8 protein-coding genes are annotated in these 14,272 nt (G+C 48.0%); 5 read left to right on the top strand and 3 right to left on the bottom strand.

Annotated elements, in window-relative coordinates; translation table 11 throughout:
- Positions 1–76 precede the first annotated feature (76 nt).
- The 4 genes from recC to M0413_RS09915 are packed head-to-tail and all read left to right on the top strand — an operon-like array spanning position 77 to position 10,290.
- Positions 77–3,850, top strand: coding sequence for an exodeoxyribonuclease V subunit gamma (gene recC / locus M0413_RS09930; protein WP_249553986.1), 3,774 nt, complete (start codon positions 77–79; stop codon positions 3,848–3,850).
- Complete coding sequence (recB, locus tag M0413_RS09925; protein ID WP_249553985.1) at positions 3,850–7,650, top strand: exodeoxyribonuclease V subunit beta; 3,801 nt, start codon at positions 3,850–3,852, stop codon at positions 7,648–7,650. Before recC ends, recB begins: the two co-directional genes overlap by 1 nt.
- 44 nt (positions 7,651–7,694) lie before the next feature.
- A complete protein-coding gene (gene recD, locus M0413_RS09920; RefSeq protein ID WP_249554037.1) occupies positions 7,695–9,842 on the top strand; it encodes an exodeoxyribonuclease V subunit alpha in 2,148 nt (715 codons plus the stop codon).
- 55 nt (positions 9,843–9,897) lie between these two features.
- Positions 9,898–10,290, top strand: coding sequence for a hypothetical protein (locus M0413_RS09915; RefSeq protein ID WP_037418057.1), 393 nt, complete (start codon positions 9,898–9,900; stop codon positions 10,288–10,290).
- Here the strand turns inward: M0413_RS09915 and M0413_RS09910 are convergent.
- Both M0413_RS09910 and M0413_RS09905 read right to left on the bottom strand, forming a co-directional pair.
- Positions 10,287–11,222: a sensor histidine kinase gene (locus M0413_RS09910; protein ID WP_055648450.1), complete on the bottom strand. Its 936-nt coding sequence runs from the start codon at positions 11,220–11,222 to the stop codon at positions 10,287–10,289. The two genes, M0413_RS09915 and M0413_RS09910, sit on opposite strands and share 4 nt — an antisense overlap.
- Positions 11,215–11,760, bottom strand: coding sequence for a heme NO-binding domain-containing protein (locus M0413_RS09905; protein WP_047537313.1), 546 nt, complete (start codon positions 11,758–11,760; stop codon positions 11,215–11,217). The genes M0413_RS09910 and M0413_RS09905 overlap by 8 nt, the downstream gene beginning before the upstream one ends.
- 528 nt (positions 11,761–12,288) lie before the next feature.
- Here M0413_RS09905 and M0413_RS09900 point away from each other — a divergent pair.
- Entirely contained in the window at positions 12,289–12,927 is a 639-nt protein-coding gene (locus tag M0413_RS09900; RefSeq protein ID WP_169547950.1) for a 3'-5' exonuclease, read from the top strand.
- Positions 12,928–13,035: 108 nt separating this feature from the next.
- On the opposite strand, the gene M0413_RS09895 is transcribed toward M0413_RS09900, so the two are convergent.
- On the bottom strand, positions 13,036–14,076 hold the full coding sequence (locus tag M0413_RS09895; protein WP_172590833.1) for a LacI family DNA-binding transcriptional regulator: 1,041 nt from the start codon (positions 14,074–14,076) through the stop codon (positions 13,036–13,038).
- Between the last annotated feature and the right edge of the window lie 196 nt (positions 14,077–14,272).

The following is a 14,272-nucleotide window of genomic DNA, read 5'->3' as shown; positions in this document are numbered from 1 at the left end:
AGAATTGCCAAGCCCGTTTGCTATGCATAACAGCAATTGGCTATGCATAACAGCAATCCCAAATCGTGAGTCGAATATGCTGAAGTTAATCCAATCCAACCAAATGGAAGTGCTCTGTGCCCATCTCGCTGCATATTTGCGCCAACCACTACCCGGCACGGCGTTATTGCAAAGCGAGCATATTTTGGTGCAAAGCCCTGGGATGTCGACTTGGTTACGCCTTGAAATTGCAAAACAAAATGGCATTGCCGCCGCACTTGAGTTCCCTTTGCCCTCCAGTTTTATTTGGCAACTGTGCCACGATTTACTGCCCAATGTCCCCAAGGAAAACGCCTTTACTAAAGCGGCAATGACCTGGAAATTAATGCAGCTACTGCCTCGCCTACTTGAGGAGGAATCCTTTGAGCCACTGCGGCATTATTTAGGTCATATTGAGTCAAGCAGCCCCGACTCGAGCACAACAAATAATCAACTTGAAGCGTCAAACTCAATCGCCGCCGATAATATTAAGCTTTATCAGCTCTGCGGCCGTATCGCCGATATCTTCGACCAATATTTAGTTTACCGCCCCGACTGGATTGCCGCATGGGAAGCTAATGAACCACTCGATGCACTCAAATTAAATGAGGAACAACGCTGGCAACCTATTCTTTGGCGGGCGCTGATTGCCTTCAACCGTGATGAGCTGCGTCAAAGCCATTACCACAGGGCCAATTTACATCAGGATTTAATTGCCGCGCTGGCTGATAGCACCCATTCAATTGCCAAATTGCCTGAGCGTTTATTTGTGTTTGGCATTTCGTCTATGGCCCCACAAACCATAGACGTGCTCCACCAGCTCGCGGGCCGAATTGATGTCATCATCCTTAACCTCAGCCCCTGCCAACATTATTGGGGCGATATTATCGACCCACGGCATCGAGCGCGAATGGCGTTGCAATATGCTGGCAAACGCCAATTGGCCGAGCAATGGGAAGATAAACTCGAGGTCGGCAATCCGCTGCTTGCCAACAATGGCAAAATGGGACGCGAATTACTCGATATGCTGCTCGAACTCCCGCCCGAACACTGCGATTTTGGCGACGATGTGTACTGCGAGCCCTGCGGCGATCCTAACGATCCGGATAGCAACGCCAGCATGCTGGCGGGGGTGCAATACGATATCTTAGAAATGCAAACCCTCGACCGCGTACTCGGGCCTGATGCCGAGCTATATCAAGACGTTACCAATCGAAGAGTGTTAAAAAACAGCGACCATTCGATTCAAATCAAGAGCTGCCATAGCCCGCTGCGCGAAGTCGAAACCTTGCACGATCATTTACTCGACCTGCTGGATCGCGATAACCAACTCACGCCTAAAGATATTGTGGTAATGATGCCAGATGTCGCCGCCTACGCGCCCTATATCGATGCGGTGTTTGCCGCCAAACAGGGGCTCGAATATATCCCCTACGCCATTGCCGACCGCGGTGCGGCGCAGGAATCGCCACTCATTAACAGCTTTTTGAATTTACTCAATATTAATCAGAGTCGCTTCGGACTGACCGATATTTTAAGCATTTTAGAAGTGCCAGCGATTTTACGGCGTTTTCAACTCGAAGAAGACGAGCTACCACTGATCCGCCATTGGTTAGATGAAGCCGGTGTGCGTTGGGGGCGCGATGAGCAAAGCCGTGTTAAACAGGGTGTGCCTGCCTTTGAGCAAAACTCCTGGGCCTTTGGCATCAAACGGTTAATCTTGGGCTATGCCTTAAGGGACGATTCTCCCTTGTATCAAGCAAGCCCACAGGCGCCGAGCTATTTAGTGGTGTCAGGGGTAGAAGGCCAATCGGCGCAGGCCCTTGGCAAACTGTTGAACTTTATTGAAGTCCTCGATGAAACCACGCTGCAATTAGCCCAGCCTCAAGCGCCTTGCCAGCGTTTATTTGAACTGACTGAACTGTTAAATGCTTTTTACGCCCCCGATGAGGATGAGCGTGAACAGTTACAGGAAATCCGCGACGCCATTGCTACCTTAGAGCAAGAGTTACTGGCCGCCAGCCCTGCTGACAGCTATACATCGGCATACGACTTAACCCCCAACTTCCTAGACCAAAGCGGCTTACACTCAAACGCCTTGAACTTAAGCATCGAAGTACTAGCACAATGGTTTAATCAGCGCTTAACCGAGTCACGGGTTGGCCAGCGTTATCTGGCGGGCAGTGTAAATTTTTGTACTTTAATGCCGATGCGCTCGATTCCGTTTAAGGTGGTGTGCCTACTCGGCATGAATGATGGCATATATCCGCGCATGCAACATCCTGTGGGCTTTGATCTGATGGCACATTTGGGTGCTCGCAAAGGCGATCGCTCCCGCAGATTAGACGATAGGTACTTGTTTTTAGAAGCACTACTCTCGGCACGGGAGCAGCTTTACATCAGCTATATTGGCCGCAGTGAGCGGGATAACTCGGAGCGCATTCCCTCTATGCTAGTCTCCGAGCTGATTGAGTATTGCCAGCTGTGTTATGTGCCAGAATCGCTTACAGCAGAAACTCCAGCCGTGGGTAATGAAGCCGCCCAACAGGCATTGCTTGAGACCATCATAAGCCACCAGCCGCTACAACCTTTTGATCCTAAACTGTATCAGTCAACAGAGGCGCAAGCGCAGGCGATAAAACAAAGTTACAGCCAGCAATGGTGTCCACCTGACATCAGCACGCAATCACTCCAGCGTCGTTTTATTGATGCCAACACGCTGATCGTGCTCGAAGATGACACGATTGGGGATAATGATATTCAACAAGATGTTGAGCCACTAAGTGAAGAAGACCATGTCGATATCTCCGCTTTTATCCGATTCTTTCGCAATCCCGCGCAATATTTCTTTAACCGCATATTAAAGGTTGATTTAAACCTGAATATTCAAGCGGATGATAATGATGAGCCCTTTAGCCTCAATGCGCTTGAGCGTTATCTGTTACAGGCAAGGTTGCTGGATGATGCGCTTGAACAAGGCGCTGAACAAGGACAGGCGCAGCCCAGTAGCGAACTATTACAACGCTTAAAAGCCAGTGGTAATTTACCCATGCAGCCCTTTGATGATCTGCTGCTGCGCCAATATAGCCATGATATCGCGCCGCTTGTCGGCAGAACCTTATTTATGCGTGGCGATGTCTCCCCGCGCCATGCGGATATTCGGCTCGCCTTTGAGTTACCTCATCAGAACGCAGGGAATCAGGTAAAAACCAAGCGCGTGATCCTCGAAGGTCGCATTGATGATATCAGTCCAAAAGGCTTGGTCAGTTGTCGGCCCGGCAGTGCCCATGGGCGGGATATTTTAGCGCTGTATCTGCGCCATTTATGTTTAATGGCCGCAGGACTAACTCAGCCTAGCGATCATCTGCAACCTAGCTATCTCCTCGATATGGGGCATTTTCACGCCCTCTCGCCGATTGCGCCAAAGCAGGCCCATGATCAACTGGCTCACTTGTTACAGCATTTTTATCAGGGACAGTTGCATCCGCTGTGTTTTATGCCCAAAACCTCCCTTGCCTACGCCAGTGCAGAGATCAATGAGGATAAAACCAGTCAACTTGATGGCAACCACGATAGTCAACACAGTGTGCGGCTCGAGGCGGCGCAAAGCGAATGGCTGGACGAACAAGGTGAGCTTTGCGAAGGCACCGATCCCCATTACCAGCGGCTATTTCGGTTTCCGCAGGATTTCACCGAAGCAAATTTTGGCAAACTGGCCGACGAGATCTATCGACCCATGCTGAGCTTGTACCATAAAGACACCCTCGCCCAACTTGAGGAGTTTGTGCTCAATGCAGAACCACAAGCCGCCACATCAGAGGGAGCGCAGTAATGAGTGAACTATCAAATAATATGATCCTTCCTACTACATCACAGGCGCTGCCGTTAGATCCGCTCACCCTGCCATTTGGTGGTAGCCGATTGATAGAGGCCAGTGCGGGCACAGGTAAAACCTATACGATTTCGGGCTTGTATCTGCGACTACTGCTTGGGGATGGCTTAAGCGAACCACTGAGTTGCGAACAAATTCTGGTAGTAACCTTCACCAATGCCGCCACAGAAGAATTAAGGGACAGAATTCGCCGCCGTATACAAGTGGCTTTTAAGTGTTTCTTAGGGCTCGAAATTAACGATCCCTTTGTACAGGCGTTGTACGATAAAACCCCAGAATCTGAGCGCGCCATCGCCCTTAGACGCTTCGACTTGGCGCTCAAATCCCTCGACGAAGCGGCCATTTTTACCATTCACGGTTTTTGCCAACGGATCTTAGCCGATCTCGCCTTCGAATCCTCTTTACTGTTCGAGTCAGATTTTACCTTAGACGACAGCGAGTTTTTGCACCATGCGGTGCGCGACTTTTGGCGTGAAGCCTGCTATCCGCTGCCGGAATATTTAGCCCAGATTATTGCCAGCGAATTTGGCGATCCCGATGGCTTAGTCAAGCAGCTTCGGGCCTTGCTCGGTGCCAGTGAGGCTAAACCGCTTCAACCCGTACAGCCCTTTGCTCGTTTGGCTGAGTCCTTAAGCCAGAGTGTGCAACGCTTTAAACTCGCTTGGCCGCGTGGGCGCGACGCGCTGTTAGAGTTACTTCATAGCCTGCCGCTTAATGGCCAGCGCTTTGGTAAGGCGAGCGACAATTACCCCAAATTGGCGGAAATGTTCGACCAACTGGATAACTTTATCGCCTTTGGTCATGGCTTACCGCCGCTCAAAGTGCTTGAGGCCTTGTCACTCTCAGAGCTTAAGCTCAATAAAGGCGGTGTACTCCCAAGTGCCAGTGAAGCACCACTGCTTGACCATATGGAGCAATTAGCCACGCTAATTAACGCCATTAAACCCGCGTTTTTATTCAGTGCTAAGCAAGGGATCAGCGAGCGGTTTACTAAGCAAAAGCAGCTTAAAAATGTGCTAACACCGGATGATTTGCTGACCACCTTAGCCGCAGCGATGCAGGCCAATCCCGACACGTTGCCCAAAGCGGTGGCAAGTCGCTTCCCTGTGGCCTTAATCGATGAATTCCAAGATACCGATCCTTTGCAATTTGCGATTTTCTCGGGGATTTATCAAACCCGTTTGGGGGTTGAAGCGCAAAATTCGACGGCTGTCGAACCCAAGGCTCGCACGGATAGCAAATTAAGCCTGCTGATGATTGGTGACCCTAAACAGGCAATTTATGCCTTTCGCGGCGCCGATATTTACACCTATATCGAGGCGCGTAGGCAAACCCAAGCACACTATTTTCTCGACACTAACTATCGCTCGAGTCGTAATCTGGTGACGGGAGTGAATCACCTATTTGCCCAGCATCCCAATCCTTTTATTAGCCAATCGATTCCCTTTGACAGGGTAAAAACACCCGCCAGTGCGGCGGCAAAACAGTTAGTCGAAAGTACAGCCAATAGTGCCGCACTGCGGTTAAAACTGTTACGCGAGGGCGAAACGGGGCTGAATAAAGCCAGCGCCAGACAAACCTTGGCCGAAGATACCGCCGCCGAGATCACCCGTTTACTCACAGAGGCCGCCAATGGACAATGCCATACGCCAAAAGGGCCGTTAATTGCCAAAGATATTGCCATTTTAGTGCGGGATAGAAACGAAGCTGCGGTCATGAAAACGGCGCTCAGTAAACGCCAGATTGGCGCGGTCTTTTTAAGCCGCGATAGCGTGTTTGATACCGTTGAAGCGCGTGAAATGGCGCTCATTCTGCGCGCATTGGCCAGTCCCAAGGATGAGCGCGCCCTGCGCAGCGCTCTCGCCACCGCGCTACTTGGCTATAGTGCCGAGCAAATTCATGCCTTTAACCAAGATGAAGAGCAGCGCCAAATGCTGCTCGAACAGTTTTTTGCGCTACATCAGATCTGGCAAAAGCGCGGCATTATGCCGGCGCTGCTGAGCTTAGCCAACGCTACCCATATGGTGGCACGCCTACTGCAAACACCCAGCGTTAGAGCCACTGCCGACCAAGATAGCGAAGAGCCCGATGAGGCGAGTAATGGCGAGAGGCGACTAACAGATTTTCGCCACTTAGCCGAGCTGTTGCAGCAAAAAGCCACTGAGATTGATGGCATCAGTGCCCTACTCAATTGGTATGAGCAGCAACTAATTGATAATACAGGGACAGATGAGCAGCAGCTTCGCCTTGAAAGTGAGCAAAATCTGGTGCAAATCGTGACTATCCATAAAAGTAAGGGGCTGGAATACCCAGTGTGTTTTATCCCCTTTGTTAGCCTTGCACGGGATAATCGCCGCCGCCCGACACCCATGCTCTATCACAGAACCGATGCGGATGGGGCACAAGAGCTGGTATGGGATATTGAAGGCACAGACGAAGGCTGGGAGCAGGCAAAGCAAGAAACCTTAGCCGAAGATCTTCGTCTACTTTATGTGGCGCTCACCCGCCCCGTATATTTGTGTTATTTGTACATCGCTAACCATAGCCGGATGTTAAAAGCCGGGATCAAAAGCCAACTGCATGAAACCGCTATCGGTTACCTTTTAGGCATTACCGATGCCGACTGTGATTTTGCTCGTCTGCACAATGCGGCGCAGGCGCTACTTAATGGTGTAGAGTCGAATGCGCAAGCGATCAGCGTTGAGTGTGTTGCTGACAACATTGCTGATAGCAAGCTGCACACGGGTGAAATGCAATCCCACACCTTAAATGCCCGTAATGTCACCCGTCAGTATCGCACCCCATGGCGAGTAGGCAGTTATTCTGGCTTAGTCAAAAATGCACCCCACGCCAAAGCCAGTCCGGGCGCCGATGATGAAGTTAGCGCGGTATTTGGCGCAGAACCTGCCAATAGCCTAAGTGAATCCTCATGGCAAGATACCGCTGATGTGCCACAACTGCCGCTACTCAATCGCTTTAGCTTTGAGCGCGGTGCCAATGCCGGGAGTTTTATGCACTTAGTGCTTGAGTTAATTGATTTTACTCAGGCCGAAATCGATTTACCGCGTGAGTTACCTAAAGCCATGCTGCAATATGGTATCGCCCCCGAGTGGCAAACCGTATTACAAGACTGGTATATGGAAATATTGCAGGCACCGCTGGCATTAATGGCGCAGGATAATCAGCTCATCAATCCCGATCTCTGTTTAGCCGCGCTCGCGCCACAGCACACCTTAGTGGAGATGGAGTTTTACCTGCCTTTAAATCGATTAAAAGATGCAGAACTTAATCAACTCCTCGGGCAATTTGGTTACGATACCGCGCTGCATTTTGATGAATTACAGGGCATGCTCAAGGGCTTTATCGACTTAACCTTTGAATATCAAGGTCAGTTTTATATCGCCGACTATAAATCAAACCATTTAGGCGACACGATTCAGGCTTACCATTATGGTGCGCTTAAGCAGGCGATTAGCGATCATAGGTACGATTTGCAATACATTCTCTACTCCCTCGCCCTGCATCGTTATTTGGCGATGCGACTGCCAAACTATGACTACGATACCCATATCGGCGGCTGTTATTACTTATTTTTACGGGGAATGTCGGTTCAGTATCCCGGCTTTGGGGTTTACTACGATAAGCCACCTAAGGCGCTCATTCTCGCCTTAGATGCGCTGTTTAACCGCAGCCAAGATGAAAGCCATATAAGTCAACAACATACCGGAGCGATGGCATGAACCACAGCACCGAAATGAATAGCAACGATACAAACAGCGCAGAAATGAATAACGCCACAGCCCTTGCCGCCAATTGGTACAATGCAGGCGCACTCAGACTTAAAGCACCACTGGCTGAGTTGCTCAAATATTGGGAAAAAGAGCGGCTTATCACTGCACTTGATCGCCATTTTGCCCTCGAGATGGCCCGTCTTCACCCCAATGACGCCCAAGAGCCACTGTTTATGCTGCTGTGCGCCCTGTTGAGTCAGCAACTGTCGGCCCAACATACTTGTCTAGTGCTCGAATATATAGTGCCAACCAATCCGATGGCAGAGCCAGTAAACCGCTGTCAAATCCGTTTAAGCCTTACTGAACTGATTGACGCACTGCAACACTTTGACGCCATTGGTGCACCAAATAGCAATAAACCACTGATTTTTGAAGATGGTAGACTCTATCTTGAGCGTTATCATCATTTTGAAACCCAAGTCGCCAGCGCCTTAACAAGGTTATCAGCGACGGCGCTTTCGTTAACGCCCTCGCAGCCTTTAGCATCGGATAATCAGTCACTTTTACAACTTCGCAGGCAACTGGATTGCTTATTTCCAAGCGCAACCCAAACCGTTGAAGCAAACATCGATTGGCAAAAGGTCGCCACCGCTACTGCGCTCGGTAGAAAGCTGGCGGTGATAACTGGTGGCCCCGGTACAGGTAAAACCACCACGGTGACTAAATTGCTGTTGTTACAACAATTAGGTACACCAAAGCAGATAAGACTTGTCGCCCCGACAGGCAAAGCGGCCGCCCGTTTAAGCGAATCCATTAAGGCATCTAAAGCGAGACTCGAGCAGGAACTTAAGCAGGCTCAAGCGACAAACGAACTGGCGCAAAACCACGAAACCCAAGCCCTGTTAGCCGCGCTTAAGCAAGTACCGGAAGAGGCATCAACCTTACATCGCCTGCTGGGTGTCATCCCCAACTCAGCCCATTTTCGCCATCATCAAGGCAACCCATTACGGCTCGATCTTTTGATTGTGGATGAAGCCTCCATGGTCGATTTACCTATGATGTACAAGCTGCTTAGCGCATTGCCGGAACACGCAGGCTTAATATTGCTAGGGGATCAGGACCAACTCGCTTCAGTTGAGGCAGGCGCCGTACTTGCCGATATTTGCGCCGGACTTATTTGCACCGGACTTAAGCAAGCCTCGATGCAACATACCGAATGGAAAATGCGTTATAGCCAAGCACAGGCCGAACAATTAACCGCGCTCACGGGCTTTAATTTAACCCCCTTTATCCACGCTGAGCCTAAAATTGGCGATAGCCTGTGTATGTTAACCCACAGCCATCGATTTAAAGGCGATGCCGGGATTGGCTTGCTGGCCAGCGCAGTCAATCGTGCCGATATCGCGGGCATTTTAGCGGTATGGCAAAGAGGGCTAGCCGAATTAACCTGGCTAGAACACAGCGTAGATCACAGCCAAACTCAAGCAAAAATCAGTGAACCTAGCAGTAATACCGGACTTAAAGCGCTACTTGCACAGGCCTGTGAGCAATACGGTGACTATTTGCGCCTATTACAACCAACGCACGCCACCACAATACACACGAGTGAGCCATTTTGCCCGCCAAGCGCCATGGAGGCGATTGCCAAATTTAATCAATATCGCATTTTGTGCGCCATGCGAACCGGCGATTATGGTGTCGAAGGGATTAATCTTGCGGTGACTAAGGCGTTAGCACAGGCCAAACTTATTCAGCCGCAGCAGGAATTTTACCTCGGGCGCCCGATTATCATCCAAAGCAACGACTATAACTTAGGTCTGTTTAACGGCGATATTGGTTTGATTTTGCAGGATGAAGAGAGAGCTGACCGACTGATGGCCCACTTTATCAAAGCCGATGGCAAACTGCTTAAAGTGCTACCCGCAAGGCTACCTAGCCACGAAACCTGTTACGCCATGACGGTACATAAAAGTCAGGGCAGTGAATTTAATCGAGTCGCCCTAGTGCTCCCGCCAAATCCTAGTCTCGTTCAGTGGCAATTGCTCACCAAAGAGCTGATTTACACTGCTATTACCCGTGCAAAACAACACTTTAGCTGTTTAGGTACACAGCAAGTCTTCGAGCGTGCTAGCTTGCAAGCTACCCAGCGCGCCTCAGGTTTAGCGGATAGACTCTGGCGCGATAAGTCGATAATCAATTAACATTTAACAAATTGATTAATAAATAAAAATAGCAAAAAAAAGGAGCAAGGAGTTGATGGAACAAACAATGATAAAACTGCAACAGATGCAAGATGTCATCAATTTATTTGATAGCATCAAGCCTGAGGCGCAGTTACCCGCGCAATACTATGAAAGCACACGCTATATTCGTTGGTCTGAATTTGAGGCAATGCAAGTGTATGAGCTTGATTTTGAGCCTTATTTATCAATTGCTGAACGCTGTAACATGCGTTTTTTTACCCTGCATCAGAGCCAGCAACGTGTATACCTTGCTCATTTGAATGATGCTGGCCACGCACCAAGATGGGAAGCCCGGCCACTCTTATTATCACAGTTGCGTGATACCGAGTTGATGACATCTCTTATGCAAGATCACGCCTATCAATTAGGGCTGAAGATCAATCTCGAAGCAAACTACCCTATTTAGATTTTAGTGCTAGACGACATTGAAACCGCTTGTGGATCGATTGGAAAATATATTTTTACCTCAGTTCCCTTGCCTAACTCAGATGCGACGTCAATCGTACAATCGTGCTGACGCAAAATTTGAAGCACGATAGACATTCCCACTCCGGTCCCAGTCCCAACGGGTTTAGTGGTATAAAAGGCATCAAACATTCTTGTGAGGGTATACTCATCCATACCGCAGCCGTTATCAACGACCCTTAAGCATATGTTTGTATCGGATTGGGAGAGGTAAAGCTCTATTGCAGCAGATCTATCATCGACCACACTACAGGCCTGATAAGCATTCACAATAATGTTCATTAATACCTGATTGAGTTCGCCAACATTAAATAAAACCATAGGCACATGCGAAATCTCATTTTTTATCAAAACATTATTAAGCATTGGTCGCAATAATTTAAGGGTAAACTCTAGGGCATCGGCTAATTGAATGTAGGACTTCCCCGTTGAATCTGTTCGAGCAAAAAAGAGTAAATGGTTAACAATATCTTTGATACGCATTAAACCTTGGCAAGTATCGCTTGCCAGCTCAGGCAAATCTTCCTTAATAAACTGTAGCTTAGCCTGATCAATCTGTTGTTTATCGCCCGCATCAATACTCGCCAATAAGTCCTGAGCGTAGCTGGTTAAACTCCTGACATTTGAAAGGATATATGCAAGTGGATTATTAATCTCATGGGCAACCCCAGCAGCCACTGTGCCAAGTGATGCTAATTTCTCCTGCTGAATAATTGATTGTTGTTGCTGCTTAATCAGATCGATTTGTTGCTGTAACAACAGATTTTTCTCATAGAGTTGGCGGGTACTGTCTTCGAGCAACTGCTCCACCTCTTGCCTTGCCCTTTTTTCCCGCAGATAGGCTGCGTAGTAAGGATTTTCGCTGTCAGTCATTTTGTAACTCGATGATTAACATACAATGATCGGCGCCAGTATGCATGCAAGTATCGTGGGTGATCTGGATCTTTTGTTTAAAATGCTCTGCGGCACCAAACAGCAATCCTTCAGCACAAAAACACAGTCGGCGGGGGGATGAGTACCTTAACGCAATTTGATTCTCTGACAAGTGCTGGCCAGTAATATTCGGCAATGAGGGTTCATGGTAGAGCTTATTGACTTCTAAATGGATCACATCGTGGATCCCCATCACTAACGAAGTAAAATCTTCAAAATGTTCAACAACACTAGCGTGGCGTGAGGCCAGTCCATTAAACAGAAACTGGCCAAATGCTTTGACTACGTCCTGTATTGGCATATTAAGCCGCTGAGCCACGTCCTGAACAATGCTAAATAACTCTGACTCAGCATAACTTTTGGCAGACACATACACGCGATCCTTAGGAGCATGTTTTTCCAACAAATCGTTCCACACTGACATACCGCACTGAGCCACGACCATATCTTCAAGCACATTAAAAATAATTCCTTTCATACACACCTCATGGGGTGACCAAGTCGAGCTAGCAGGTTAGTGTCACATTTGTCCTATACATTACCTATAAAGTAATAGCAGCAATCTTAATGTTCACCAGTATTTTTATGCGAAGTTGCTAGGGCGTGTTGAATGTTTCTAAACCCAAGTCATCAAGTAATGACGTCATAGCCAAGCCGTTAATAACATCGTCGATAATAACCCTTAGCAGCAGGTCTATTCGTGAAGCGTTACCACTCAGTGGTTACATGTTGATTTAGATACACAGATGCGAACTTGCTTCTCTTTTCTTGAATAAAATCAACAGGAGTATAAGTCGACGTCCATCAATGCAGCATCCTGTTATACAAGGGTTATTGATGTGCTAAATGCGCTTATCGCACCCTTTATGCCAGTAAAAATTGCATCGCAATTTGACAATCTGATGGATAGCCACTTTTGTTTAGTCTAATATGCCACCAACTGTGAAATAGGCCATGCAACAAACGCATATTACAAACATTGCCATACCAATAAGTAGTCACTTTTATGCCTAAAACACCCGCCCACTCGCCCGCTAATACCCTTGTGGTCCTCGATTTTGAAACCTCGGGTCTTTCGCCCAGTCAAGGTGCTCGAGCTATTGAGATTGGGGCGGTATTGATTGAACAGGGCCAAATCACTGCGCGTTTTTCAGAATTAATGAATCCAGGTTTTCGGATAAACACCTTTATTGAAGATTACACCGGGATCAGCAATCAAATGCTGTCACGTGCAGCGCCCTGCGCCGAGGTAATGTCACGATTTGCCAAGTTTATCGGCAAGCACCATTTGGTTGCCCATAATGCCGCATTCGATCAGCGGTTTCTTGATGCTGAATTTGCTCAAATTGGTCACCAATATTCCGGCCAGTTTGGCTGTTCTCTCCTGTTGGCAAGGCGCTTGTACCCAGAGGCGATTAATCATCAACTGGCAACATTAGTACGCTATAAACAACTGCCGACCGAGGGGACTTTTCACCGCGCGCTTGCTGATGCGGAAATGACGGGACACTTATGGCTACGAATGTTAGCGGATCTGAAACAGGACTTTGCAATAGCCGAACCACCCTTCAGTCTAATGCAAAAAGTGATGAGCAAGAGTAAAGCTGAGGTGCCTAAGTTTCTGCGTCAATATGCCAGAGGTTAATCCACTCAGCGTTGACCAGTTTTACACCATACACCAGCCAAACTTGTCATAAAAAGCCAAGTGCTAGCAAACACTTGGCTTAATCGCGTAAATCAATACAGAGACAGCTTAGCCTAGCAATGCGTGGTCAATCCCGCAGGAACTGCGAACGACTAAGGTGGTTGGGATCAATTGAGGGCCTACCGCCTGACCGCGAATAAGCTTGAGCAAACTCTCGACTAAAATCTCACCCGCTAACTGAGTATTTTGTTTGATGGTCGTCAGTGGTGGATTAGCAAAACTTGCCACAGGAATATCATCATAGCCCACCACAGCCACTTGCTCTGGCACTAATATCCCCTTCTCTTTTAAGGCACGAATGGCACCAATAGCAATCAAATCACTAGCGGCAAAAATCGCATCAAACGTAAGCCTTTTTTCTATTAATGCCATCGCCGCATCATAACCAGCACTTTCGGTGCTAATGGCTGAAATTTGCCGCTCAGCCACCACTGGTAATCCTGCGGTTTGTAAGGCTTTGACATGACCTAAATATCTGTCCCTAAATTCTGGGCTATGACTAGAGGCGTCACCTAAGAAGGCAAAAGCGCTACGGCCAAGGGAAATCAAATGTTCAGTGGCTATCAGGCCACCTTGGTGATTATCACAACCAATGGATAATACGGATTTATTGTTATGCTCGGCGCCCCAAATCACAAAATGAGTATGCTGAGCGAGTAACTTTTCAAGCTTCTGCTCGTAATCCATATAATCGCCGTAGCCCAGCAAAATAATGCCATCAGCTTTATTACTGTCTTCGTAGTCGGCATGCCAATCACTAGAAAGTTGTTGAAATGAAACGAGTAAATCATACCCCTGTTGCGCAGTTGCCCTTGTTATTGAGCCTAACATCGACAGAAAAAATGGGTTGATAAGGGAATCATCATTAGTCGGGTCTTCACACAATAACAGCGCCAGAGTATGGCTATTTTGGGTACGCAAATTACTGGCGTTTTTATCAACCTTGTAGTTAAGTTCCTTTGCAATTGCTTGGATCCGCTGACGGGTATCTAAGTTGACAAGCGGGCTATTTCTGAGGGCTCGGGAAACCGTAGACTGGGATACACCAGCACGATAAGCAATATCAATTGAGGTCGCTTTCGATGCCATAACGGAGGTCACCATAATTATTATTTTTGGGGATACTAAAACAGTTCTAATGACTTGTATAGCCGAAGGGTTTACAACTGTCTAACAAGTTAACCGAGTTAATCTGCTTTAAGCTATTGAAAGCTAAATTAACTTAACCGAACACCTTAACGCTGGGTGCTTAACCACGATAATGCGGCTTATGATTGTGTGACTA

This window comes from Shewanella sp. 8A, assembly GCF_023475945.1.
In the GTDB taxonomy this organism is placed as follows: Bacteria; Pseudomonadota; Gammaproteobacteria; order Enterobacterales; family Shewanellaceae; genus Shewanella; species Shewanella xiamenensis.
The sequence above is the reverse complement of the archived record's forward strand: the minus strand, read 5'-3'. Positions and strand labels throughout refer to the sequence as shown.